Raw genomic sequence first — 25773 nt, 5'->3', positions numbered from 1 at the left:
GGCCACCGCCCTGCTCGTCGGCAAACCAAGACCCTGGCGCAAAACTTCGAAAACGAGGGGGGCTTCACCGAGCGGCTCTACCGGGTACGCTCGGCACGCCGCAAGGGGAGGTAAGTCATGCTGCGATTCATCGTCGCTTTAGGGGGCAACCTCGGCGGGCCCGCCGAGGTGGTTGCCCGTTTCAATCAAGCAGCCACCCGGCTGGCCGAGGCGGGTTTTCCCCTCGACCGTCGCTCCCGCCTCTACGCCACCGCCCCGGTGGGTGGCCCCGAGCAACCCGATTTCGTCAATGCCGTGGCCAGTGGCCCTTTGCCTGCCGCCTGCGGGCAGGGGGCGGCGCGGGCGCTCTTGGAGGCGCTGCTGCGCATCGAGACCGAGTTGGGGCGCACCCGTGAGGTGCACTGGGGGCCGCGCACCCTCGATCTTGACCTGATCGCCTTCGGAGACGAACGCGCCAGCGATCCCGATTTGATTCTGCCCCATCCCCGGACTTTGGAGCGGGGCTTCGTTGTGACCCCCCTCCAGGATGTGGAACCCGACTGGATCGACCCAGTCACAGGGGGCTCGCTCCAAGCGGCCATCACAGAGCTCGATCCCGGCCAGCGGGTGGCTTTATTACAAGACGATCACTTGCAAAAGATGTGGCGGATGGGGAGTATCCCGCCCGCTTGAAGTCCCCTCCCCGAGGTTCTGACCGTTTTGGCAGGACACCCGAGAAGGGAAACGCTTAGAAAAAACCTGATTTCGCCACGCCCGGATCCACTGCGACCGGGGACGAGGCATGAGGATCGGGCCCCCGCTGACCTGTGAGCCCCCACGCTCGCAAGGTGCGCGCAGCCTCCTCTACCCCCTCCTCCCCTTGGCAGACCCGATGCGCGGTTTCGACCAAGGGGCCAGATGTGACCACCACGCCGCTTAAAGCTCCCGGATTGCCCAAGCTGCTCGCCCGCAAGGGTGGAAACCAGCCCATCGCCATGCTCACCGCCTACGACGCCTCCAGCGCCCGGATTGCAGACCGCGCCGGGGTCGATTGCCTGTTGGTGGGCGATTCGTTGGGGATGGTGATCCAGGGGTATGGCGACACCTGCCCGGTCACCCTCGACCAGATGGTCTACCACACCGCCATCGTTCGCCGCTGCTCGAACCTGCCCATCGTTGCCGACATGCCCTTTTTGGTAGGGCAGGGGAGCGCCGATGCGGCGCTTGCCGCCGCCGGTCGTTTGATCGCCGAAGGGGGGGCCGACGCGGTGAAGATCGAGGGGGCGGGGCCGATGATCGACACCGTCGCCTACCTCGCCCAGCGGGGGTTGGCGGTGGTCGGCCACCTGGGGTTATCGCCCCAATCGGCCCGGCGCGACGGCTGGGGCAAAAAGGCTAAGTCTGAGGATGAAGGGGCGCAGCTCGTCGCCGACGCGGTGGCGCTGAGTGAGGCGGGGGCGGTGATGATCGTGCTCGAAAACATCCCCGCCGAGCTTGCGGCCCAGGCGACCGCCGCCATCGCGATTCCCACCATTGGGATCGGCGCGGGGCGGCAGTGCGACGGCCAGGTGTTGGTCTTTCATGACGTGGTCGGCCTGACCGAGACGCCCCCCCCGTTCGCCACCCCGAAATTGGGTGGATTTGCTCTGCTGACCGAGGCGGTCGCCGCCTGGGTGAATGAGGTGCACCAAGCATCATGAGGATTCTGCGCACGATCGCCGAACTGCGCCGTTGGCGCGCCGGGGCGGGCAAGGTGGCGTTGGTCCCGACCATGGGCAACCTGCACGCCGGTCACATGGCGCTGGTGAAAGAGGCCCAGCGGCATGGCGACGCGGTGGTGCTGAGCATTTTTGTCAATCCGACCCAGTTCGGTCCCTTTGAAGATTTCGACCGCTACCCCCGCACCCCCAAGGAGGATCTCGACCTCTGTCAGGCCAGTGGCGTCAGCGTCGTCTTCATGCCCGACATGGAGGAGATCTACCCCAAAGGGCGCGACGGGCTGGCGGTGGCGGTGATCCCGGAGCGGATGACCGACGTGCTCTGCGGTGCCCAGCGCCCCGGCCATTTTCGCGGCGTGACCACAGTGGTCTCGATCCTCTTCCACCTGGTTCGCCCCGATGCCGCCGTCTTCGGTGAGAAGGATTGGCAGCAGTTGGCGATCCTGCGGGCGATGGTGGGCGATCTGCACTTCGGCATCGTCATGGTCGGTTTGCCCACGGTGCGCGAGAAAGACGGACTGGCCCTGAGCTCGCGCAACCGCTACCTCGACGAGGAGGCGCGCGGCCTGGCCCCCGGCCTCTTCAAGGGCTTAAGCGCCATGCAATCGGCTGCCAAGAGGGGGGGGCGGGATGTTGCGGCCTTGCTGGCGCAAGGGCGGGAAACCCTGCGTTTGGCGGGACTGCCCGAGCCCGAGTATCTGGAGATTCGCTCCGGCGGCGATTTGACGCTGCTGGGAGAAGAAAACCCGTGGCGGGACGATGCTCGGGTCTTCGTCGCCATCAAGCTCGGGGGGGCGCGGTTGATCGACAACCTGCCGCTATTGACCAAGTAATCGTTTTTAGCTGTTTTCCTTTTCACGATGTGGATCGAGAGCAAACCGTAGCCTCCTCGGTTTGAAGCCGTTCCACCCATCGCACGCCGCCTAACCGGGAGACGCCGATGCAACGCAACATGCTCATGGCCAAGATTCACCGCGCCACCGTGACCCACGCCGACCTGCACTACGAGGGCTCGATCGCCATCGATCAGGATCTGCTCGATGCCAGCGGGATCCTTCCCTTCCAGGAGGTCGACATCTACAACGTCAACAACGGCGAGCGGTTTTCGACCTACGCCATCAAGGGGCCGCGCGGCACCGGGACCATCGGGGTCAACGGCGCCGCCGCCCGCCGGGTCGCCCCCGGCGATCTGCTCATCATCTGCGCCTACGTGCGCATGGAAGAGGCCGAGGCCCAAAGCCATCACCCCAGCCTGGTCTACGTCAACGAAGACAATTCGATCAAGCAGGTGGCCGACGAGATTCAGGGGCAGACCGGGCCGGTCGCCGCGTAAGCGATAGCGGTAACTTTGGTAGGAGCGCCGCCCTCGGCGCGATGCGATCAACCCGGTTATCTCATCGGGTGGTGATCGCGCCGGGGCGGCGCTCCTACCGCAAAACACCGAATTTCCCCTCCAGCATCCCCCGGAGTCCCCCTGTGAGCAGTCATTTGCAGCGTGAAGTCGAGCGCCGCCGCACCTTCGGCATCATCAGTCATCCCGACGCCGGTAAGACGACCCTGACCGAGAAGATCCTGATGTTCGGGGGGGCGATTCAGATGGCGGGGGCGGTCAAGGCCAAGCGGGATGGGCGCAGCGCCACCTCTGACTGGATGGCCATCGAGAAGGAGCGCGGGATTTCGGTCGCCTCGTCGGTGATGAAATTCGACTACCGCGACTTCGAGGTGAACCTGCTCGACACCCCCGGTCACCAGGACTTCTCGGAAGACACCTACCGGGTGCTGACCGCCGTCGATTCGGCCTTGATGCTGATCGACTCGGCCAAGGGGGTGGAGCCGCAGACCGAGAAACTCATGGAGGTCTGCCGTCTGCGCAACACCCCCATCGTCACCTTCATCAACAAGCTCGACCGGGAGGGGCGCGAGCCCCTCGATCTGTTCTCCGAGATCGAAGACAAGCTGCAAATCGAGTGCACCCCCATGACCTGGCCCATCGGCATGGGCAAGCGCTTCAAAGGGGTCTACGACCTCTACCGGCGCGAACTCAACCTCTTCACCCCCGGCGCTAAAACTCGGGATTTCGAGGTCGTGACCATCAAGGGGCTAGAAGATCCGCGCCTGGATGAGATTTTGGGAACCCAAGCGGGGGAGCTGCGCGACGAGATCGAGCTGATCGAGGGGGCGGCCAACCCCTTCGATATGGAGCATTTTCTGCGCGGCAACCAGACCCCGGTTTTCTTCGGCAGCGCCATCAACAACTTCGGGGTGAAAGAGCTGCTCGACGCGGTGATCGACCTGGCGCCCCCCCCAGGCCCCCGCGCCACCGAAACCCGCATGGTCGAGCCGAGCGAGGAGGCGTTCTCGGGCTTCGTCTTCAAGATTCAGGCGAACATGGACAAGGCCCATCGTGACCGGATCGCGTTTTTTCGCATCTGCTCGGGCAAGTTCACCCGGGGCATGAAGGTCAAACATCTGCGTCTGGGCAAGCCGTTGACCATCGCCAACGCCACCATCTTCATGGCCCAAGATCGGGAAAATATCGAAGAGGCCTACCCCGGCGACATCATCGGCATCCACAACCACGGCACGATCAAGATCGGAGACACCTTCACCGAGGGGGAGGAGCTGCGTTTTACCGGCATCCCCAGCTTCGCCCCCGAGCAATTCAAACGGGTGGTGTTGCGCGATCCGCTCAAGAGCAAGCAACTGCAAAAGGGGTTGGTGCAGCTTTCAGAGGAGGGGGCGGTGCAGGTCTTTCGTCCGCTGATTGGGGCCGATACGGTGCTTGGTGCGGTGGGGGTGTTGCAGTTCGACGTCACCATGGCGCGGTTGAAAGACGAATACTGGGTCGACGCCACCTACGAGCCGGTGGGGTATTTCACCGCCCGTTGGATCACCTGCTCCGACAAAAAGAAGCTGAGTGAATTTGAGGCCCGCAACCGCAACAACCTAGCGCTCGACAGCGCCGGTCAGCTCACCTACTTGGCCGACAACCGTTGGCAGCTCGACACCGTCATCAAGCAGTGGCCCGAGATCGAGTTCCATAAAACCCGCGAGCACGTTTGAAAAAAAGGGGGGGGCGACCACACATCGTGATCGGAGGCCCTCCTCGGGGGGGGTTAACCGGGGCCTGCCTTGATAACTTCGGCCTGCCCTCGTACGGCCTCCATTGACTGAGTCACCAACCCATCGAGTCGATTCATCAAGGGGGGCAGGTCGTCGCGACGCTCCTCGCGCGCTGCGGTTTCGAGGTCGGCGGCCAGCCGGTTCAGGGCGGTCAACCCCATCACCGCCACCCCCCCTTTAAGGGCATGGGCCTCTTGGCGCAGCATGCTTAGATCTTGACGAGCCCAGGCGACCTTGATGTCGTCAACCCGCTCCGGCACGGTTTGAAAGAAGGCGTCGAACAGCCGGTTCATCCCCTCGACCCCCAGCTCATTGCGCCATTTTTCGAGCATGCGCACATCGAGCACATCCCTTTCCCCTTCAGCCGCAGCCTCCTCCTCATCCCCGATGGCGACGCTGAGTTCCCGATGCAGCTCGGCCATGCCGTCGCTGGATTGAATCCGGTTGAGCAACTGTTCCAGCTCTTTGAACTGCACCGGTTTGGAGAGGACCGCGTCCATCCCGGCGTGCAGGCAGCGCCGCATTCCCTCGGCGGTGATGTCGGCGGTCAGCCCGATGATGGGGGTGCGGGGGGGGCGCCCCTCGGCGGGATGGCTGTTCTCCCAATCGCGGATGCGCTGGGTCGCCTCCTCCCCGTCCATTACCGGCATGTGTAGATCCATCAGCACCACGTCGAAGGGCTGCTGCGCGAAGGCATCCAGCGCCTCGCGGCCGTTGAGCACTTCGGTGACCCGATGCCCCCGTTGGGTTAGGAAGGTGGCGGTGGTCATCCGGTTGATTTCGACATCGTCGGCCATCAATACCCGGGCCTGTCCGACCACGCGGGTTGGGTTGGATTGGCGCGGCGGATGAAGTGCCGCCAGGTCTTCCTGGGAGGCGTTACGTAGGGTGACCCAGAAGTGGAAGGTGCTCCCCTCGCCCACCCGGCTTTCGACCTCGATCTCCCCCCCCATCGCCTCCACCAGCCGTTTGCAGATCGCCAGCCCCAGCCCACTGCCGCCATGGGTGCGGGCGATGCTTGAATCGGCCTGGGTGAACTTGTCGAACAGATGCGGGAGCGCCTCGTCGGCGATGCCGATCCCGGTGTCGATGACCGCAAAATCGGCCCGAAGTCCCCCCGGCAGCGCCGTAGCGCGGGCTTGAACCGTGACCCGACCGTGTTCGGTGAACTTCAATGCGTTGCCGATCAGGTTGAGCAGCACTTGGCGCAGCCGGGTGGCGTCGCCCTGGACAAACGGGGGTAATTCGGGGTCGGTATCGAGCGCCAACAACAACCCCTTTTCAGAGGCACGAAAAGCCATGAGCTGAACGATGCTTTCGAGGAATTCCCGGAATTCAAAAGGTTGGGATTCCAGGATCAGCTTGCCCGCCTCGATTTTGGAGATGTCGAGGATGTCGTTGAGGATCACCAGCAGGGCGTCGCCCGACTTGGCAACCAGTTGCAGGTACTTCGTTTGCTGGGGGCTGAGCGGGGTCTCTTCGAGCAGTTGCACCATGCCCAAAATGCCGTTCATCGGGGTGCGGATCTCGTGGCTCATGGTTGCCAGGAATTCGCTTTTGGCCTGGGCCGCCGACTCGGCCTCAAGTTTTGCTTTTTCGAGCGCCTGTTGAATCTGCTTGAGCTGCGAAATATCGGCAATGCCCACCACATGAGCCCGGTCGCCGAAATATTGCCCAGGCAACGCCGAGGCGATGACCCAACGGGGTCGTCCGTCGTGGTCGGGTAGGGCCAGCTCCCGTTGCGGCAGGGGGCGTCCCTTGGCCAGGGCGGAGGCCAGGGTTTGCTGAGCGGGGGAGGGGCCCAGCAGGGTGGAAAGGGTGAGGCCGGAAGGAGGTTCCCCCTCGATCTCGAAGAAGGCACTGGCTGCCTGATTCATACGCAATACCCGCTCATCCCAGGCGCGGGCCAGCAGCACCGGAAAGGGGGCAGCCTCGAAGATGTTGCGCACGTTGGCTTCACTTTCGCGGATGCGGCGCAGGAATCCCGCCACGGCGATCCAGACGGCAAAGGTGATGACCAGCATCGCCCCGGTGCCGATGGTCAGGCTGCGTGCGACCTCGTGTTTCAGCCGCTCGAAAAAGGCGTTGTTGGCGTAAATGCGGGCCAGTCCCAACAGTTCGGGGCGATCCTTGGCAAACAGCGGTACCTCGCTGACGAAGCAGGTGGGGCAGTCGGTGACCCCCTCGCTCAGGTCGAGACTCCCTCTCGGGACGGGGACGACGTCGTAATCGACCTCTAGGGTCACCCCCAAAATGAAGGGGCTCCGGGTGTGGGTGTCGGTCAACACCAGGATTTCGTCCATCGCCTCGGTGATTTGTCGGGCGGTGGGGGGGGCGTCGATGCGGGAGAGGGCGGCAGCCAGGGTGTGGGCCTGAGCTTGCGCCAGGGCGCCGGCGTTGTTACGGGCCTCGTCATTGAGGCGGGGTTCGAGCGCCAGCGACCAGTAGAACACTGTGATGGTGACGATTCCGAGGATGAGGGCGACAAACCAGGGGGTGGTCCCCCCCTCCAACATGAGGGCAAAGCGTTTCAGCAGGGAATCTTTACTCATAGCGGGCGGCGATTTTTAAAAAGAAGGGTTTCAAGTGGATGCCGCTGCGCTTGAGTGTCTGCATGTTGACGTAGGGAAGGATCCGGTCGGTGACCAGCACCCCCCCGAGAATCCCCCCCTCGACATCGCCGGAGAAGGGAGAAAAGGTCAATACCCGGTGCTCGATCCCCCAGTGGGCGAGGTTCGGAAGATCGAAACCGAACCGTTCGGCCAGGAAAACCCCGGCAGGGTAGGGGGCTGGGGATTCCAGTAGGTCGTCGAGCGACTGGGTGATGATCTTCAGGGGGATCCCTTTGAGGGTTTCGGTCTGAGCCAGCCGCTGCGCCATCTCGGTCGCTTGGCGGACATCGCTCATGTAGACCACCACCACAGGGAGGTTGCCGTCGGGGGCGGTTTTGGCGGCGAGATCTTCATCGGCGCCCAAAAAGGGGAGGAAGAGCTTCAGCCCCAGGGAGATCATCCGGTGCTCTTGCTCGTCGGCGCTTAGGCAGGAACCGAACTGCACAAACAGCACCTGCGCCGCAGCAACGCCAAAGGCCAGCAAGGTTAAATGAAAGCGTCGTCGCCCCATGTTAGTGAATGCCTCCCAGCGGCTGCCGGGGGATGTCCGTGAATTGGGCATGAACCTTGGCGAAGGCGTCGATGACCCCCGGCAGCAGGGCCACCAAGGCGGCATCAAAGTGGTGCCCCTTCTGACGTTCGATGTAGGCGAGGGCCTCGCTGAAGGGCCACGCTCCCTTATAGGGGCGGGACGAGGTCAGGGCGTCGAAGACATCGGCCAGCGCCACGATCCGTCCCGACAGGGGAATCTGCTCCCCCTTGAGCCCCTGGGGGTAGCCGCTGCCGTCCCATTTTTCGTGGTGGGTTAGGGCGATCTCCTGGGCCATTTCAAGCAGGGGGGAGGAATGGCCCGAGAGAAGCTGGGCCCCGATGTTGGGGTGGGTGCGCATGATCCGCCACTCCTCGGGACTGAGTTCCCCCGGTTTAAACAGGATGTCGTCGGGAATGCCGATCTTGCCGACATCGTGCATGGGGCTGGCCTGAAACAGTCGCTGGGTATATTCGAATGGCTCCCCCAACGCCTCACTCAAGATCCGGGTGTAATGGCTCATGCGCAGAATGTGGTTGCCGGTTTCGTTGTCGCGAAACTCCGCCGCCTTGCCCAAACGTTGGATGATCTCAAGTTGGGTTATCTCGATCTCGTGGGTGCGGACCCGAACCCGCTCCTCAAGATCTTGGTTGGTTTGCAGCAGGGCCAGATGAAACAGATGGCCGCGCAGCAGGTTTTTCACCCGCATGCGCAATTCCGAGGCGTCGACCGGTTTGCTGACGAAATCGCTGGCGCCGCTGTCCAGCGCCTTCAAGCGGGTGGTTCTGTCGGCATGGACCGTCTCGACCAATAGGGGAATCGGGGGGTCGATGTTGAGGGTGGTGATGGCTGCCATCAGTTGAAATCCATTCAGATGGGGCATCTCTAAATCGAGAATAATCAGATCGACCCGCTCCTGTTGCAGCCGGGCAACCACCTGCCGGGGATCGAGTAGGGTGGTGATGTGGGTGAAACCGGCAGTGCCCAGGGTTTCGCTCAACACCACTGCAACGATGGGGTCGTCGTCGACGATCAGAATATGGGCCTGTTCCAAAGGCATCGTGCCCAACATGATGTGCTCCTTTCGTTCCTGTGGGGGCGGTGAATCCACCCTCTCCCGTTTTACAGCGTGTAAGCCAGTTTCAACCACCAGCTCCGTTTGGAGCCGGGCAAATCGTTGGGATACCCCGGCAAACTGCCCTGGGCGGGGGGGGTCAGCATGGCGGGAATGTGGGTGTCGACATTGAAGAGGTTGCGCACCGTCCCCGAGAGCGATAGTTCGGGCAACAGGTCGGGACTCCAGACCCCGCTCAGGTCGGCGGTGGTCTCGGCCCCCAGTTTGGCTCGGCTGTCCCCGGTTTCGCGGTAGCGGGTGCCGACGTAATGCAGACTCAACTCAAGGCTGTCGCCGCTGACCGGGGTGTAGGTGACGATCAGGTTGCCCAGCCAAGGGGTGGTGCCGGCAATGGCCGCCCCGGTCGCCCGGTCGCGGGTGGTCAGGTACGACACGTTCCCCTTGCCGATCCAACTGGTCCCCAGCGTGACCTCCTCCTCGACCTCGATCCCTTGAGCACGTGCGGTTTGGGCGTTGTGGAACTGGAACACGCTGTTTTCGAGGATGAGATCGCGGTAGTCGTTTTGGAACAGGGTCACCCGCTCGGTGGTATTGCTGCCACGGTGGATGTAGCCGATCTCGATGGAGGCGATGGTCTCCGGCTTAACGTCGATCCCGTTGTGCAGTTCTAAAAAGGTGGGGGGGCGGAAGGCCTCGGCGTACTGCACCTTGAGGATGTTGCTGCGATCCAAACGCCACACGGCGGCAAAGCGGGGATTCACGCTCCCCCCTACATCCGAAAACCGGTCGTAGCGCACCCCCCCGGTCAAGGTCATCGCCTCGCTGGGGCGGTACTCCTCTTGAAGGGTGATCCCCAAGACCGTGCGCCCTTGGGCGGCATCAATGGGGACCTGAACGCCGCTGGTGAAGTGGGTCGGGGCGGCAAGGGGGGGCTGGGCGAGCCGGTCGACGGTGGTGTCCATCCAGGAATCGACCACATCGATGCGGGAGGCCGAAAGCGACAATAGGGCGGTGTTCTGATCGTCGGGGTTCCAGGTCAGATCGCCCTCGGCCCGCCATTCCCGCTCGCTGTAATACCCTTGGGCGCGGGTATCAACGATGAGGGCGCCTGGGGCGACCGGCCACGGCATACCGGCGGGGTAGAAGTAGGCGTCGTACCAATTGCTGTAATCGCGCAGCCCTACCATTGTCTTGGTTTGTAGGGAGGCCGAAACATCGTGTTGGTACTCCATCTGCACCCCCAGATTGGTGGAGCGCGAAGCCAAACCATCTTGGGCGGGGGGGAGCAGGTAACTTTTACCGGCGAAGTCGTCCCGAGCATCCTGGGTCCAGTGGGCGGTTAGGGTTAAATCGCGGTAACCGCCGTTGAGGATGATCGCCCCCTCGTGCTTGCCGTCGAGCAGGGTGCCGGGGGCGTTGGACAACACCGACATCCCCGCCGCATGAAGCCAGTCGTTGCCGATCTGGGTATCGCCACGCGGGATGATCGAACCGGCCATGTTGAGGCTGAGGAAGCTGTCTTGTTCGGGATTCTGCCAGGAGGCGAGTAGCCCTCCCCGCCGACTGTTACCCTGTCCGATGCCCGCGAAGGCGCGAGTCCCCTCTTTACGGGTGACAACATTAACCACTCCGGAGTAGGCGAATTCGCCGTGGACCACCGAGCCGGGGCCGCGGATAACCTCGATCCGCTCAACCTGCTCGATGGGCAGGCTGAAAACCAAATCGGCACTGGCGGCTGAGGACTCGTTCATGGCGATGCCGTCGAGCAACACCTTAAGGTTGCCCGAGGCGAACAGCCCCCCCGAACCGCGCACGACCGCAACGAGATTCCCGGTGCGATCCCGGCTGGTGTAGAAGCCGGGAACCCGGCGCAGCGCCTCCCAAACCGAGTTAACCCCGCCGCTTTCAAGGGTGATTCCGTGCAGCACCGTCACCATGCCGGGAACGTAGTCGGCATTGAGTTTTGTTTTGGTGGCGATTTCGGTTTGTTCTTCCAGAATGTTGAGCAGGCTTTGAAATTCGGCCTGGTCGTCCATGGCCACCACAAGGGGGGCGTCGTCGGCCAGCGCGTGGGTCGTCCCCAGCAGGGGAAGGCACAAGGCGACGGCAAAGGGGATGGCTCTGGTGTCCATGGGGAGACTCGTTGGAGGTGGGGGTCAGGGGAAGCCCCTGGCGACCGTGCGACCGAATTGAGGCACCATCAAACCATGCAGTGCACCGGGCGACAACCCCGCAGGTGGGGTGCAACCCGGCCCATAAACCCAAAGGGGAGGAAGAAGAGATGGAGACGCAACAGAAATCGGCATTAACGGTGCTGGTTATGATCGCCGTAATCGCCCTGGCCACCTGGATCACCCTCGATACGGTCGAGCATCCCAACCAATTGGTGCCGACCAGCGACAACCCCTCCCCGCTGGGGTACACCTGGTCGCTGGTGCTGTTCATCATCCCCATCGGGGCGCTGTTGGTCTGGTTGTTTCGCCATCCCCACCTTCCTTTTCAAAAGGGGGCATTCGGCATCACCTTGGGGTTGCTGCTGCCACTGGGGTTTGTGCTCGACCTGCTCTTTGCCCACACCTTCTTTTTGTTCCCCAATACCCATGCGGTGCTGGGGATCGAGGTTCCGGGGGTAGGGGGGGGGATTCCCATCGAAGAATTCATCTTCTACCTCTCCGCCTTTGTTTTTGTGCTGCTGCTCTACGTGTTCAACGACGAATACTGGTTGCTGGCCTACAACGTCCCCGATTACGAGGAACGCTCCCAGAAAATCAAGCGTTTGGTGGTGTTTCACCCCATGTCGTTGGTGATTGGTCTGCTGCTGCTGGGGGTGGGGATCATCTATAAGAAGTTCTTTTCGGATGTGCCCGATGGCTTTCCCGGTTATTACGCCTACGTCTTGGCGGTTGCGGTCATCCCCTCGATGGGCTTTTTCAAGACGACCAGCCCCTTCATTAACTGGCGCGCCTTCAGCCTGAGCTTCTTCATCTTGCTGCTTATCAGCCTGTTGTGGGAGGCGAGTCTGGCGTTGCCCTACGGTTGGTGGAATTACCAGCACGAGGCGATGATGGGGATCTTCATCGGCGCCTGGGCCGACCTTCCCCTGGAGGCGGCGCTCGTCTGGTTGATGGCGACCTTCACCTCGGTGATTGTTTTCGAGGTGGTCAAAATCTGGCGCGCCTCGGGCCGCCCCGCCCTGCACGCCTTCTTGGGGCTGGGGCCTGAACGTAAGTAATCGAATCGTTTGCCCCCCCCGCCTGGTGTTTTGGGCGGGGGGGCGTTTTTGATGGAGTCCCCCCTTGAAACAAACCCCTTTGTTCGATGCCCACGTCGCCCTCGGTGCCCGTATGGTCGGTTTTGGCGGTTGGGCCATGCCGGTGGTTTATTCCTCAATCAAGCAAGAGGTCGAGGCGACCCGCAAAGCAGCGGCGCTTTACGACATCAGCCACATGGGCGAATTCGACCTGCGCGGCCCCGATGCCGAGCAGGTGCTGCAACGGCTGATCACCAACGATTTGACCCGGTTGCCGAGCGGCAAGGCCTTTTATGCCGCCTTGTGCCGCGAGGAGGGCGGAACGGTGGATGACCTGTTCGTCTACCGCTTTAGCGACAACGCCTTCATGTTGGTGGTCAACGCCGCCAACTGTGAGAAGGACTTCGCCTGGATTGCATCCCACATTGGGCAGGCCGAGGCCGATCTGATCGACCTGTCCGACGCCACCGCCAAGCTCGATCTGCAAGGGCCGAAGTCGCAGGCGATCCTGCAAAACCTGATCGATTTCGACCTCGACGAGCTGGGCCGCTTCGAATTCGGCCACGGGGTGGTGGCCGGTTTTCGGGTGGCGCTGTCGCGCACCGGCTACACCGGCGAGGATGGCTTCGAGCTCTATTGCGCCAGCGAGGAGGCGACCGCGTTGTGGGACGCCCTGCTCGAAGCGGGGGCGCCGTCGGGGTTGATTCCGGCGGGGCTGGGGGCGCGGGACGTGCTGCGCCTGGAGGCCTGTTATTCCCTTTATGGCCATGAGCTCAGCGACACGATCTCACCCATCGAGGCGGGGATCGGCTTTGCGGTCCGCTTCGATAAGGGGGATTTCGTCGGGCGCGAGGCTTTGCTGGCCCAAAAAGAAAACCCGGCGCGGCGGCACATGATCGCCTTCCAACTCACCGAACGGGGGGTTCCCCGCGACGGCTGTCCGGTGTTGATCGAGGGCAAGCCTGCTGGGATCGTCACCTCTGGCACCTTCAGCCCCACCTTCGAGGCGGGGATCGGCCTGGCGCTGCTCGATGGCTCCCCCCCCGAGGTTGGCGCCCCCATCGCCATCGACATTCGCGGTCGCGCCGTGGCGGCCAAGGTGATGAAACGACCCTTGTACACCTATCGTCAGGGTGAGCAGCAACCGTAGGGTGAATCGATGGGGTGGATAAGCGCAGCGCATCCACCTTTTGCCCAGAAACTGCACCCTTGCTTGATGTGAAGCCCGTTTGAGGGAGCGTCTGCGCCGAAACCGGCGCTCTTGCTCGATGCTGCCCCCTGCTGGTGGATGCGCTGCGCTTATCCACCCTACATCCATACCGAATAATCGAGGCCTCCATGTCCAACCCGACCCACCTGCGTTACACCGATCAACACGAATGGATCGCCGCCGACGGGCGCGTCGGCATCACCGACCACGCCCAGGAGCTGCTCACCGACATCGTCTTCGTCGAGCTTCCCGCCGAGGGGATGAATGTGACCAAGGGGCAAGAGGTCTGCATGATCGATTCGGTCAAGGCCTCCAGCCCGGTCTACGCCCCAGCCGACGGCACCATCGTCGCGGTCAACCAAGCGCTCGACGGCGCCCCCGAGCTGCTCAATCAAGACCCCTTCGGGCAGGGGTGGATTTTCAAGCTGGAGCTCAGCGACGCCGCTCAGCTCGACGGCTTGCTGGACGCGGCGGCCTACGAGGCGTTGGTGGCCGGGGGGTAATCCCTCCGCAATCCAGCAATCCAAAAAACTTGTAGGAGCGGCGCCCTCGCCGCGATGCCTTTCCGCCCCTGGCGCGACCGTCCGACCCCGTTTCCCCCCCCTTCCGAGGCCCCCATGCACTACACCCTGAACACCCCCGAGCAGCAGGCGCAGATGCTCGCCGCCATCGGGGTTGAAACGGTTGATGAACTCTTTGCCGACATCCCTGAGGCGATGCGGCTCAAGGGGGGGCTGGGGCTCCCTCGGGGTTTAAGCGAACCGGAGTTGCTGCGGCTTCTGCACACCCTGGCCGTCGCCAACGAACGGCTGGTCTGCTTTGCCGGGGCGGGGGCCTATTGCCACTACCGCCCCGCCGTGATCCCCCATCTGGTCGGGCGGGGGGAATTCCTCACCGCCTACACCCCCTACCAGCCCGAGATCGCTCAAGGGACGCTGGCCGCCATCTTCGAATTTCAGAGTCACGTTTGTCGTTTGAGCGGCATGGATGTGGCCAACGCCTCGATGTATGACGGCGCCTCCGCCCTGGCCGAGGCGGCGTTGATGGCGGTGCGGGCCAAGAACCGCAAAAAAATTCTGATTTCGCGCGGTGTCCATCCCGACTACCGCAAGGTGGTGGCGACCTACATGAATGCGGCGGGAATCGAGCTGGTGGAGGTGCCGCTCAGCGCCGACGGCATCACCGATCTTGAGCGGGCCCACTGCGACGGCGACACCGCCGCCCTCATCACCCAGTCCCCCAACTACTTCGGGCGGATCGAGGGGTTTCAGGCTGCCGCCGAGTTGGCCCATGCGGCGGGCGCGTTCGCGGTGGCCTGCGTCGTCGAGGGTTCCGCGCTCGGTCTGCTCAAAACGCCGGGGGAGCAGGGGAGCGACATCTTCGTCGGGGAGGGGCAGGCTTTCGGGATTCCGATGCAGTTCGGCGGCCCCCATTTGGGGCTGCTGGCGGTCAAAACCCCGCTGATGCGCAAGATTCCGGGCCGTCTGGTCGGGCGGGCCAAGGATGCCCAGGGGCGCGACGGCTTTGTGTTGACCTTGCAAGCACGCGAGCAGCACATCCGCCGCGACAAGGCGACCTCGAACATCTGCACCAACCAGGGGCTCAACGCCCTGATCGCCACGATTTATCTGAGCCTGGTCGGGCCGCAACTCCAGACGGTGGCACGCCAAAGCCACGCCATGAGCGAATACCTCAAGACCCAGGTGACCGCGATTCCCGGTATTGGGGCGCTCTTCGAAGGGCCGACCTACAACGAATTCGCGGTACAGGTGCCCGATCCGGGCAAGGTGCGCCACCTACTGGCGGCGCAAGGTTTTCTGGCCGGGGTGACCACCGGCGACGACTACCCCGAGTTCAAGGATGGATTGCTGCTGTGCGCCACCGAAAACAACACCAAGGCTGAGTGCGATGCCTTGGCCACCGCCTTGACCGCGGCCTTGAAAGGGGGCATGGCATGAAAACCGTCTATGACCGCAGCGTGCCGGGCCGCACCGGCTTCTTCCTGCCCGAGCTTGAGGTTCCCGCTGCGACGCTGCCGGTCGAACTGACCCGCGAGAGCCTGTCGCTGCCCGAGATGGGGGAGCGGGACGTGGTGGCCCATTACACCAACCTTTCAACCCTCAACTTCGGGGTCGACAACGGCTTTTATCCGCTGGGGTCGTGCACCATGAAGTACAACCCCCGCATTAATGAGGACGGCGCCGCTCTGCCCGGCTTTGCCGATCTCCATCCCGCCACCCCGAGCGAATCGACACAAGGGGCGCTGCGGTTGATGTGGGAGCTCGAACAACAGCTGTGCGCCGTCACCGGCATGGCCGCCTTCACCCTGCAACCGGCAGCCGGTGCCCACGGTGAGCTGACCGGGGTGATGATCATGAAGGCCCACTTCGACGCCCTGGGGCAAACCCAGCGGCGCACGATCCTCATCCCCGACTCGGCCCACGGCACCAATCCGGCCACCGCCGCCTTTTGCGGTTTCGACGTCAAGACGGTGCCGTCGGACGAACACGGCGAGGTCGACCTGGCCGCGCTCGCGGCGTTGGTCGACGAGACCACCGTGGGGCTGATGCTCACCAACCCCAACACCCTGGGGCTGTTCGACCGGCGCATCGGGGTGATCGCCCAGATTCTGCACGAGCGCGGCGCCCTGTTTTATTGCGACGGCGCCAACGCCAACGCGGTGCTCGGGGTGGCCCGCATTGCCGACATGGGGTTCGACATCGTCCACCTCAACCTGCACAAGTCCTTCTCGACCCCCCACGGCGGCGGCGGTCCCGGCTCCGGCCCGGTCGGGGTGGTGGCAAAACTTGAGGGGTATCTGCCGGTGCCGCGGGTCGTCAACCTGGGCGACCGCTTCGTCATGCAAGCCGAGGAGGGACACCCCCACACCCTGGGAAGAATGAAGGGGTTCTTCGGCCACTTCGGCATGTTGATACGGGCCTACGCCTATCTGAGCGCTTTGGGGGAAGAGGGGGTCGCCCAGATCGGGCGGCAGGCGGTGCTCAACGCCAACTACCTGCGGGTTCGGCTGCAAACGAATTTCAACCTCCCCTACAACCGGGTCTGTCAGCACGAGTTCGTCCTCAACGACGAGGGGGTCCCCAACGGCATCAAAACCCTCGACATCGCCAAGCGGTTGATCGACTACGGGGTTCATCCCCCCACCGTCTACTTCCCCATCAATGTGTCGGGGGCTCTGATGATCGAGCCGACCGAGACCGAAGCGCTGGAGGCGCTCGACGCCTTCGTGGCGGCGATGGAGGCGGTGCTGCAAGAGGCGGCCTCTGACCCAGACCTGCTCCACCGCGCCCCGGTCACCACCGCAGTCAGCCGTTTCGACGAAGTGGCGGCGGCCCGTAAGCCGGCGCTCAAACACGGGGACTGATCCCCTTTTTTGTGAGGCACCCAAGTCATGGGGTCATTGCATGTGTTGGCCATCGCCCCTTCGGACGACGTGGTGGCGCAGCTCGACTCCGAGCTGAGGCAGGCGGGATTTCGTCCCGAAATCGAGCGGGTCGAAGAGGCTGCAACCTTGGCGGCGCAGCTGAAGGTGCAGCGCTTCGATCTGGCGGTGGTGGCTGCGCAGTTGCCCCGGTTTTCAGCCGCATCCGCCCTGGAGGTGGTGCAAAGCAGCCCCCAGGGCGACCTGCCCGTGGTGGTGATGTCGGAGGATCTCGACCTGACCACTGCGGTGGAGTTGATGCACCGGGGTGCCTACGACTTCGTTGCAACCCAAGAGGCGCTGCGTCTGGGGCCGGTGATCCGCCGTGCCCTGGCCGAGGGGGAGGGGCGGCGGCAACAGCTGAGCGACCGGCAGGCGCTGCGTGAAAGCAACCAAAGGCTACGCGAGGCGCTGTCAGGGACGGTCCACGCCATCGCCAAGGCGGTGGAGGCCCGCGATCCCTACACCGCCGGGCATCAACGCCGGGTCGCCCAGCTCGCCGAGGCGCTTGCCTGGGGGCTGGGGCTCGATCCCGACCGGGTCGAGGGGGTCCGTTTGGGAGCCGCCATCCACGACATCGGCAAGATCACCATCCCCGCCGAACTGCTGACCAAACCCTCGACCCTGAGTCCCATCGAGTTCGAGGTCATTAAGACCCATACCGGAGTGGGACAGGAGATCCTGGGCGACATCTCCTTCCCCTGGCCGGTGGCCGAGATGGTCCACCATCACCACGAGAGGCTCGACGGCTCGGGCTACCCCTTGGGTTTGCAGGGGGGGCAGATCGGTTTGGAGGCCCGCATCGTCGGGGTTGCCGATGTGGTCGAGGCAATGCTCTCTTATCGTCCCTACCGCCCCGCCAAAACCCTGGAAGAGGCGATGGAGGAGATCCGCACGGGGCGGGGGGTGAAGTACGACGCTGGCGTGGTCGATGTGTGTCGCGATTTGTTTGGTTCGGAGCGGTTTGAATTCGAAAGCCAATTTTGATGGGCAGCAGGCCGCACGTCCGCACCGTCGTCCCCCTGCCCTCCAGCCCCGAGTTTTTTTGGCTGCGCCGCCGGTTGCAGGAGCACAACCTCAACACCGTCTGCGCCGAGGCCAACTGCCCCAACATGGGGGAGTGCTGGTCCCACAAAGTCGCCACCTTCATGATCGGCGGTCCCCGCTGCTCCCGAAACTGCCCCTATTGCTCGGTCGGCTACGGCGAGCTGGAGCCGCTTGATGGCGATGAACCGCAACGCATCGGGCGGCTGTTGGGGGAGCTGGGGCTGACCTACGTCGTCCTGACCTCGGTCAACCGGGACGACCTGCCCGACGGTTTGGCGGGCCACTTCGCCGCGACCGTCGCGGCAATCCGCCATCACGCCCCCGGCTGCAAGATCGAGATCCTGACCCCCGATTTCGCCGGTAAGCCTGGCGCCATCGAAATCCTGCTGCGCCATCCCCCCGATGTCTTTTCGCACAACATCGAAACGATTCCCCGCCTCTACCCCGGCATCCGGGTCGGAAACGTCGCCACCTCGCTCAATCTGCTGGCCGACTTCCACCAAGCCGCCCCCGCAATTCCGGTCAAGACGGCGCTGATGCTGGGGTTGGGGGAGGAGCGCCGCGAGGTGGTGGCGCTCTTCGGGCGGCTGGTCGAGGCGGGGGTCTCCATCCTGGCGTTGGGGCAGTACCTGCAACCGAGCAAGACAAGCCTGCCGGTGGTACGCCATCTGAGCCAAGCCGAATTCGACGCGCTGGCCGAGGCGGCTCAGGCCGCCGGAATCGGTTTCGTCGAGGCGGGGCCGTTGGTGCGCTCCAGCTTTCGGGCCGACCGGGCGGGGCTGCAAGCCATCCAAGAGAAATCCCCCTCGCCCTTCACGGGGAGGGGGTCGGGGTGAGGGGCGGTTGCGCGGTCATGTTCAAAAAGGAAAACCGTAAGAAGCAGTTCGTAGGGTGGATAAACGCAGCGCATCCACCAAACCAGCGGTGGGTGAACCCCCGACAGATGGGCCTTGGGTTCCCAATCGGGATGAGCGGGGGTCGGGGTGAGGGCGGTTGGTGGATGCACCCTACGCCGCAACGCCGCCCACCCTTCGCGTCATTCCGGGGCGCCAAAGGCAACCCGGAATCCACCCGATGCCGAATTGTTTCCACAGATCAATCGAGCCTGCCTCATGCCTGAAATCCTCATCACCGAAAAACCCCCCGGCGGCAAACTCTTCCGGGTCAAGCTGCGCCTGGAGGGGGGACGCATCGCTCGGCTGCGGGTCGAGGGCGACTTTTTCATCCACCCCGAAGAGGCTTTGGAGGCGATCGAGGCCGTTTTTTTAGGAGGCCCTGCCACCAAGCGAGCGGTGGGCGAAATGCTCGACTCGGCAGTGCAGAGTCATCCGGCCCAATGGTTTGGCATCACCCCCGACGACCTGAAAGCGGCCATCGAGAAGGGGATTCAGGAGGCGGGCCATGGCGAATGAGCTGCGGCTGATCGTCGATGGCCCCCAGCCCGCCGCCCGCAACATGGCGGTCGACGAGGCAATTTTGCTGGGGGGGGTGGAGGCGATTCCGACCCTGCGCCTCTACGCCTGGTCCCCGGCGGCGGTGAGTCTGGGCTATTTTCAATCGGCGGGGGACGAGCTCGACCTGACCGCCTGCCGTAGCGAGGGGGTGACGGTCGTTCGTCGCATCACCGGCGGTGGAGCGGTCTTTCACGACGCCGAGCTGACCTACTCGTTGGTCCTCCCCGCCGGGCATCCCCTGGGGGCGGGGACGATTCTGGAGAGCTACGAAAGGATCTGCACAGGCGTCGTGGCGGGGCTGGCAAAGTTGGGCATCGCGGCCCGCTTTGCCCCCCTCAACGACGTGGTTACGGCGAACGACATTCCACAAAAACTCGGCGGTCAGGCTCAAACCCGCAAACACGGGGGGCTGTTGCAACACGGCACCGTTTTACTCGGGGTCGACGTGGAGCGGATGTTCCGGTTGCTCCAAGTGGCCGACGAGAAGATGCGGGGCAAACTGATCCGGGATGTACGACAAAGGGTAACCTCAGCCGAGCAAATTCTGGGACGGGAGGTCGGCTTCGGTGAAGCGGCGGCGGCGATGCAAGCGGGATTTGTCGAGGCTTTGGATCTCACCCTCACCCCCGCTTCCTTAACGGCGGACGAACAAAAAAGAATTCCCGATTTGCTAAAAAAGTACGCAAGCGACGAATGGGTGATGCGGCGATGAGCGGGTTCGAATTCGATGTGGTGGTGATCGGCGGCGGTCCCGGCGGCTATGTTTGCGCCGTGGAGGCGGCCCGGCGCGGTCTGAAGACGGCGCTGATCGAGGCGGGGGCGCTGGGGGGGGAGTGCACCAACTGGGGCTGCATCCCAACCAAGGCGCTGCACGCGGTCGCCAAGATGATGAAGGCGCCCCAGGGGGCGGCCCGGCTTGGGGTGAACCTCGGGGCGGCGCAGCTCGACTGGGGCAAGGCCAAGGGGCATGTGCAACGGGTGGTGAAGAGCTCGCGCATGGGGATCGAGCGGCTGCTCAAGGATGCCGGAGTCGAGACGATGGGTGGCTGGGGGCGGATTGAGGGGCCACACCTGGTAAGCATCGACGGCGAGCGGCGGATTGCGGCCCGCCACATCGTCATCGCCACCGGTTCGCGCCCCGCCGAGATCTCCGGTTTGGCGGGGATCACCAACCGCGATCTGTTCGATCTTGAGGCGCTGCCCGAGCGGTTGCTCATCGTCGGTGGCGGGGTGATCGGGGTCGAATTCGCCGCCATCGCCGCTGCCCTGGGCAGCAAGGTGACGGTGGTCGAGGCGACCGAGCGGTTGCTGCCGGGGGTCGATCCCGAGGTGGCCCAGGCGCTGACCGGGGCGTTGCAACGGGGTGGGGTGACGATTCGCACCGGCTGCTTGGTGCGCGGCGCCGAGGCCGGGGTTGCTACGGTCGAGGGGCTGAGCGAGCCGGTCGGTTTCGATGAGCTTCTGGTCGCGGTGGGGCGGCGCCCCAACACCGGGGTGGGGGACTTGGCCGCCCTCGGGATCGACGTGGGCCGCTTCGGGATCGAGGTCGACGCCCAATGCCGCACCACCCTGCCCAGCGTCTTCGCCATCGGCGATGTCGCCGGTCAGGGGCTGGCCCACGTCGCCTCACGGCAGGGGGAGGTGGTCGCTGAGGTGCTCGCGGGGATCGACGGCCGTTTTGAAGGCCGCGCCATCCCCGCCTGCATTTTTGCCTTCCCCGAGGCGGCGACGGTGGGGGCGGTATCGAACCGCTCCGCCCGCATCAACCTGGCCGCCAACGGCCGCGCCCGCACCCTGAACGCCACCGACGGCTTCGTGCAGCTGTATGCCGGGGAGGATGGGGCGATCTGCGGCGGCAGCATCGTCGGGATCGAGGCGAGCGAACTGATCGCCCCGGTGGCGTTGGCGGTGCAGCTCAAGCTGACCCCCTCCGTTTTTGCGAAGACGGTGGCGGCCCATCCGACGCTGGGGGAGGCGGTGCGGGAGGCTGCGTTGTTGCTGGGGGAGGGGGCCTAACCCGGACTTTTCATCAATCTCGTTCCGCCCGCGCTTGTCTTTTGATTGCACTGGTTTTTTTTGTGCGCTTGAACGTAGGCATGGCTACGCCACGGGCTCACAAACCAGAAGTAGACGCCTTGAGGCGAGCCCCATTGAAATCAAAGTCCTACGCGATCATCGGGCGAATTTATGGAAAGTCCGGCCTTAAGCAGGCATAAAAAAACCCCGGGATCATGCACCAGCACGAAGCTGGGAGAGGATTTACCCGGGGACGGCGGGCGAACGCTAGGAAAAAGGAGCTGCGGATGCAATCGAAAATTGGAGCCCCATTCGGCCGACGAATCATCGACGCCATCGCCCACGAACGGCTGCGGGGGTATGTGGACAAGGGGGCGCCCGATCACGCCGAGGGGCTGTTGGCCCACTACTTTTGGAACGTGCGTTTGGGGGAAAGCCTGTACCCCCTGTTTCACACCTTCGAGGTCACGTTACGCAACACGCTTCACGAAGCGCTGAGCGATCTGACGGGACGGGAGGATTGGATGACCATGCCGGGCACCGTGTTGGATGCACGCGAACTTCACTCGGTCGTCAAGGCGTGCGAGCAACTGCGCAAAGGGGGCAAGGAGGAGACTGCCGACCGGATCGTGGCCGAATTGACCTTCGGGTTTTGGACTCGGTTGTTCGACCGCCGGTACGAACACGGGCAAATCTCGTGGCCACGGTTGCTGAAGCAGCGCCGTTTCTTTCAGGCGATGCCGCCGGGCGGTGTTGTCGCCCCGTCTGAACGCCATCCGCACCCTGCGCAACCGGATTTTCCACCACGAGCCGATCTGGCATTGGCGCGACTTGGCGGCGCAGCACCGGACCATGCTCGAAACCTTAAGCTGGATGAATCCGGCCATGGGCGACGCCGTAACCCTGGTCGACCGCTTCCATGAGGTGCACGGGGCGGGTTGGGAGGGGGCGCGATTCACCTTGCACCCTTTATGGCACCCGGTCTGCGCTGAACCGTCGGCTGGACCTTAAAGGGGTTAACCCCCAAGATTCGGCCTCCCTTGTTTGGCCAAACCCGCAGCGAAAGTCCCCATGCCCATCACCTACCAATTCCTCGCCGGCAACCGTCAAAGCGGCCCCCGTCGCGGTCGGATCACCACCCCCCACGGCACCGCCGAGACCCCCGCCTTCATGCCGGTGGGGACCAAGGCGACGATCAAGGGGATGGATCCCGACCTGCTCGCCGACCTCGGGGCCGAGATCGTCCTGGGCAACACCTACCACCTGCACCTGCGCCCCGGAGAGGATCTCATCGACCGCTTTGGCGGCCTGCACAAGTTCATGGGGTGGGGCGGTTCGACCCTGACCGACTCGGGCGGCTTCCAGGTCTTTTCACTGGCGGGGCAACGCAAGATCACCGAGGAGGGGGTTACCTTTCAGAGTCACCTCGACGGCGCCAAACACATGCTCACCCCCGAGAACGTGGTGCGCATCCAGCAGAAACTGCGCTCCGACATCATGATGTGCCTGGACGAATGCCCCCCCGGCATGGCCGAGCGCGACGATGTGGCGCGGGCCACCGCCCTTTCGAACCGCTGGGCCAAACGGGCCTGGAACGCCTACGAGGCCAGTCCCGGCCCCGGAGGGCTATTCGGCATCGTGCAAGGGGGGCGGTTTTTGGATTTGCGGGCCGAGGCGGTCGCCGAGCTTTCCCATATGCCCTTTCAGGGGCTGGCCATCGGCGGGGTTTCGGTGGGGGAGCCGGAGGAGATCATCGAAGAGGTGGTACGTTCCACCGCGCCGCTGCTCCCCACTGAGCGCCCCCGTTATTTGATGGGGGTGGGGCGGCCGAAGGACATCGTCATGGCGGTCGATGCCGGGATCGACATGTTCGATTGCGTCATGCCGACCCGCAACGCCCGCAACGGCTCGCTGTTCACCAGCCAGGGGGTGCTGACGATCAAGCAGGCCCGTTTTATCGAGGACGACCGCCCCCTCGATCCCGCCTGCCCCTGCCCGACCTGCAGCCGTTTTTCCCGGGCCTACCTACGCCACCTCTACCTCAGCCAAGAGATGCTCGCCCCCATGCTGCTCACGGTGCACAACCTGGCCTTCTATCTGAATCTGATGCAGCGGATTCGAGAATCGATCGCGGGGGGAACCTGGGAGCTGTTCAAGACGGAGTTTGCGGTTTCCTACGGGGCTCTGCCGCAGGGGGCGTAGGGGAGGGGCCGTTTGAGTTTTTGATTCCCAGCGATAGCAGAGGCGTTATCGGAACGCCCAACGGAAAGGCGACGGCCCCCCCAAATGAGCCACACCCCCGCCAACAGGGATGCTAACGCTAGGGAGCCATCACGTCACTTTGCTGGAAAAATCCGATGGTAGAGCCCGATGCCTTTGGACAAGGCTGTCGAGGGGACGCGCCCAACCGTTGTACCCCTCCATCGCCACCGAGACCTTGCCGCCATGCTGGCGCTGAATATCGTCGATGCGCTGGAAGAATCGGTCGAACCCTTCGGGGCGGCGATCCACCTCGAAGGCGTCGAGGAAGCGCCCGTCGGCAAGGCCGACCGCGACGCTGTGCTTGCGGCTGCCGACATCAACGCAAACGCGAATGTCGGTACTGGGGGGAGTGTTCATGGCGTGGCCTGCGTCGGTCAGACGTACCGGTTCGTCCGCCGGTCGCGTCTACTCTCAGAGCCACATCAGAAGGCTGATCGGCACCATCCCGGTTGACCCAACGGACGATGCAAAGTGGCGGGGGCTGCATTTCAAGGTCGAGCGAGCCAAGGGCCACCGACCCCAGGAGCCACACCCCCGCCAAGGGGGATGCTAACGCTCCAAGCCGACCGCGTCACTTTGCTGGAAAATCCGATGGTAGACCCCGATGCCTCTGTTGTGAATCATGTCAATCGCTTATCCAGTAACGAATAAAATTATCGCTGTTTTTGTCATATACAAAAACGGAAGCCGCGCCTTCAAACATGAGCATTTTTATTGCACTATTTCTTAGCCGTAAAACACCTGGATCTCCAACACAATCTAGCGGCGAAAAATACCCCTTTGAACATGCTGTTTTTAAGTCGCCATCAACCGAAATCAAGCCAACGGATTGCGCAGGAATCCTGCCTTTTGACGTATATATTTGCTGGATATTAAAACTACCCCCTCGCGACAGAAAAACAAAGACCCCCCATCTATTACTATCTCCTATAAAAAACAATATCCGTGCCGCATCAATAGCCCCATCACCATCAAAGTCTGCGTCTATAGAGTACGGGGAAGAATACTCACTTCGATAATAAGCCCATCCACTACTAACATCCTCATCCGTTGGAAGACGCCACCCCGCAGGTAAATCTTCATTAATAAGTTCTCTAGCAATAGCATTTTGCGAAAATAGCGCTAATGCCAATCCTACAAGAAGTAGTTTCATCTTATGGGCACCGTATCTTTAAAGGCTTATCAGGCTTCAATGTTTTTATATCGGGGTCGTATTCAAGGTGGATGTGGTCTGGCTCAAGTATAACATCATAATCTGAACCGAGTAGATCTTGGAGCTGCTCCTTAAACTCAACTTTTTGGGTGTTAGTGGTGAGATCACGTGTCCGCAAATCTACCGCCTCACCAGTATAATGCTTCGATGCAGGTGAAGTGTGTTCGCCATTTGTTGAATATGTCACCGTTGCATCGGACGTAGTTCCACTCACATCTTGATATACCTGATCAACAGCGCCTTCAATAATCGTTATATCACCAGTTAATCCTTCTCCAGTTGTACTGTATTCAGTTGCATAACCCCAAAGCCCCAACGGATCGATAAAGTTTATCGGATTCCTTAGGACATACCCATACAGATTCCCATCCCCACCCTCAAAAAGGATGGGATCCTTCGCCGTCCACCGTCCCGTTTGCGGATCGTAATCCCTGGCGCCGAATCGAATCAGCCCAGTGTCGTTATCCGCAATCCCCCCCGCAAATCCAAACGGTTGGAAGCCCGGATTGGAATCGAACCGCACATTCCCCCATTCGTCGTAATCGATCCGCTGCACCACCGTTCCATCGGCGGCGTTCACTACCAAACGGGGGCTGCCCAGGTGGTCGGAGACAATCCGGTAGGTGACCCCGCCGCGCACCAGGTAATCGGGCACGTTGGCCTTTGAGCCGTAAACGAACAGGGAAACCACATTCCCCGCCCCATCCAATTCCGCCACCGGGTTGAGTTGATCCTGGTAGAGGAAGCCTTGGGTGAGCACCCCATCCACCTTTTTCCCCACCCGGCGGTTGCGGCCGTCGATGATGTATTCGATCACCTTGCCGTTGGGTAAAACAACCTCGG

General features: G+C 63.0%; 22 protein-coding genes and 1 pseudogene. 17 read left to right on the top strand and 6 right to left on the bottom strand.

The features are described from left to right. Positions 1-117 precede the first annotated feature (117 nt). The 5 genes from AUJ55_04965 to AUJ55_04945 all read left to right on the top strand — a co-directional run bounded on the left by AUJ55_04965 (position 118) and on the right by AUJ55_04945 (position 4760). Complete coding sequence (locus tag AUJ55_04965) at positions 118-672, top strand: 2-amino-4-hydroxy-6-hydroxymethyldihydropteridine diphosphokinase (GenBank protein OIO58537.1); 555 nt, start codon at positions 118-120, stop codon at positions 670-672. Between the two features lie 257 nt (positions 673-929). Further along, positions 930-1679, top strand: coding sequence for a 3-methyl-2-oxobutanoate hydroxymethyltransferase (locus AUJ55_04960; GenBank protein OIO58544.1), 750 nt, complete (start codon positions 930-932; stop codon positions 1677-1679). Further along, entirely contained in the window at positions 1676-2530 is an 855-nt protein-coding gene (locus AUJ55_04955) for a pantoate--beta-alanine ligase (protein ID OIO58536.1), read from the top strand. Before AUJ55_04960 ends, AUJ55_04955 begins: the two co-directional genes overlap by 4 nt. A 107-nt stretch (positions 2531-2637) precedes the next feature. Further along, entirely contained in the window at positions 2638-3030 is a 393-nt protein-coding gene (locus tag AUJ55_04950) for an aspartate 1-decarboxylase (GenBank protein ID OIO58535.1), read from the top strand. Positions 3031-3173: 143 nt separating this feature from the next. Continuing rightward, the gene (locus tag AUJ55_04945) at positions 3174-4760 is read left to right on the top strand and encodes a peptide chain release factor 3 (GenBank protein OIO58534.1); all 1587 of its coding nucleotides are present in this window, start codon (positions 3174-3176) and stop codon (positions 4758-4760) included. Positions 4761-4813: 53 nt separating this feature from the next. Here AUJ55_04945 and AUJ55_04940 read toward each other — a convergent pair whose 3' ends face one another. The 4 genes from AUJ55_04940 to AUJ55_04925 are packed head-to-tail and all read right to left on the bottom strand — an operon-like array spanning position 4814 to position 11168. Continuing rightward, on the bottom strand, positions 4814-7372 hold the full coding sequence (locus tag AUJ55_04940) for a hypothetical protein (GenBank protein ID OIO58533.1): 2559 nt from the start codon (positions 7370-7372) through the stop codon (positions 4814-4816). After that, a complete protein-coding gene (locus AUJ55_04935; protein OIO58532.1) occupies positions 7365-7943 on the bottom strand; it encodes a hypothetical protein in 579 nt (192 codons plus the stop codon). Before AUJ55_04935 ends, AUJ55_04940 begins: the two co-directional genes overlap by 8 nt. A 1-nt stretch (position 7944) precedes the next feature. Continuing rightward, on the bottom strand, positions 7945-9033 hold the full coding sequence (locus AUJ55_04930) for a hypothetical protein (protein ID OIO58531.1): 1089 nt from the start codon (positions 9031-9033) through the stop codon (positions 7945-7947). Between the two features lie 50 nt (positions 9034-9083). Continuing rightward, the gene (locus AUJ55_04925; GenBank protein ID OIO58530.1) at positions 9084-11168 is read right to left on the bottom strand and encodes a hypothetical protein; all 2085 of its coding nucleotides are present in this window, start codon (positions 11166-11168) and stop codon (positions 9084-9086) included. A 149-nt stretch (positions 11169-11317) separates the two neighbouring features. Here AUJ55_04925 and AUJ55_04920 point away from each other — a divergent pair, with 149 nt between their 5' ends. The 12 genes from AUJ55_04920 to AUJ55_04865 all read left to right on the top strand — a co-directional run bounded on the left by AUJ55_04920 (position 11318) and on the right by AUJ55_04865 (position 23657). Next, complete coding sequence (locus AUJ55_04920; protein ID OIO58529.1) at positions 11318-12268, top strand: hypothetical protein; 951 nt, start codon at positions 11318-11320, stop codon at positions 12266-12268. A 112-nt stretch (positions 12269-12380) separates the two neighbouring features. Next, a complete protein-coding gene (locus AUJ55_04915) occupies positions 12381-13436 on the top strand; it encodes a hypothetical protein (protein ID OIO58543.1) in 1056 nt (351 codons plus the stop codon). A 188-nt stretch (positions 13437-13624) separates the two neighbouring features. After that, positions 13625-13999 carry a glycine cleavage system protein H gene (locus AUJ55_04910; protein ID OIO58528.1) on the top strand — a complete coding sequence of 125 codons (375 nt, stop codon included), beginning with the start codon at positions 13625-13627 and terminating at the stop codon, positions 13997-13999. 114 nt (positions 14000-14113) lie between these two features. After that, positions 14114-15454: a glycine dehydrogenase (aminomethyl-transferring) gene (locus AUJ55_04905; GenBank protein ID OIO58542.1), complete on the top strand. Its 1341-nt coding sequence runs from the start codon at positions 14114-14116 to the stop codon at positions 15452-15454. Continuing rightward, a complete protein-coding gene (locus AUJ55_04900; protein ID OIO58527.1) occupies positions 15451-16881 on the top strand; it encodes a glycine dehydrogenase (aminomethyl-transferring) in 1431 nt (476 codons plus the stop codon). Before AUJ55_04905 ends, AUJ55_04900 begins: the two co-directional genes overlap by 4 nt. Before the next feature lie 27 nt (positions 16882-16908). Continuing rightward, the gene (locus AUJ55_04895; GenBank protein ID OIO58526.1) at positions 16909-17925 is read left to right on the top strand and encodes a hypothetical protein; all 1017 of its coding nucleotides are present in this window, start codon (positions 16909-16911) and stop codon (positions 17923-17925) included. Continuing rightward, positions 17925-18821: a lipoyl synthase gene (locus AUJ55_04890; protein OIO58525.1), complete on the top strand. Its 897-nt coding sequence runs from the start codon at positions 17925-17927 to the stop codon at positions 18819-18821. Before AUJ55_04895 ends, AUJ55_04890 begins: the two co-directional genes overlap by 1 nt. 276 nt (positions 18822-19097) lie before the next feature. Next, positions 19098-19397 (top strand): hypothetical protein, encoded by a 300-nt coding sequence (locus AUJ55_04885; protein ID OIO58524.1) that lies wholly within the window; start codon positions 19098-19100, stop codon positions 19395-19397. Beyond that, positions 19387-20151, top strand: a complete 765-nt coding sequence (locus AUJ55_04880; protein OIO58523.1) for a lipoate--protein ligase — start codon at positions 19387-19389, stop codon at positions 20149-20151. Before AUJ55_04885 ends, AUJ55_04880 begins: the two co-directional genes overlap by 11 nt. Beyond that, entirely contained in the window at positions 20148-21455 is a 1308-nt protein-coding gene (locus tag AUJ55_04875) for a hypothetical protein (protein OIO58541.1), read from the top strand. Before AUJ55_04880 ends, AUJ55_04875 begins: the two co-directional genes overlap by 4 nt. 287 nt (positions 21456-21742) lie before the next feature. Beyond that, on the top strand, positions 21743-22378 hold the full coding sequence (locus AUJ55_04870; protein OIO58522.1) for a hypothetical protein: 636 nt from the start codon (positions 21743-21745) through the stop codon (positions 22376-22378). A 148-nt stretch (positions 22379-22526) separates the two neighbouring features. Further along, positions 22527-23657 (top strand): tRNA guanosine(34) transglycosylase Tgt, encoded by a 1131-nt coding sequence (locus AUJ55_04865; GenBank protein OIO58521.1) that lies wholly within the window; start codon positions 22527-22529, stop codon positions 23655-23657. A gap of 129 nt (positions 23658-23786) precedes the next feature. Here the strand turns inward: AUJ55_04865 and AUJ55_04860 are convergent, their stop codons facing one another. Together AUJ55_04860 and AUJ55_04855 are read right to left on the bottom strand one after the other, a co-directional pair. Next, positions 23787-24074, bottom strand: a complete 288-nt coding sequence (locus AUJ55_04860) for a hypothetical protein (GenBank protein ID OIO58520.1) — start codon at positions 24072-24074, stop codon at positions 23787-23789. Between the two features lie 797 nt (positions 24075-24871). After that, a pseudogene (locus AUJ55_04855) lies at positions 24872-25773 on the bottom strand (hypothetical protein).

The sequence above is a fragment of the Proteobacteria bacterium CG1_02_64_396 genome, from assembly GCA_001872725.1.
Classification (GTDB): Bacteria; Pseudomonadota; MNWR01; order CG1-02-64-396; family CG1-02-64-396; genus CG1-02-64-396.
Note: the sequence above shows the minus strand (reverse complement) of the source record. Positions and strands in the feature narration are given on the sequence as shown.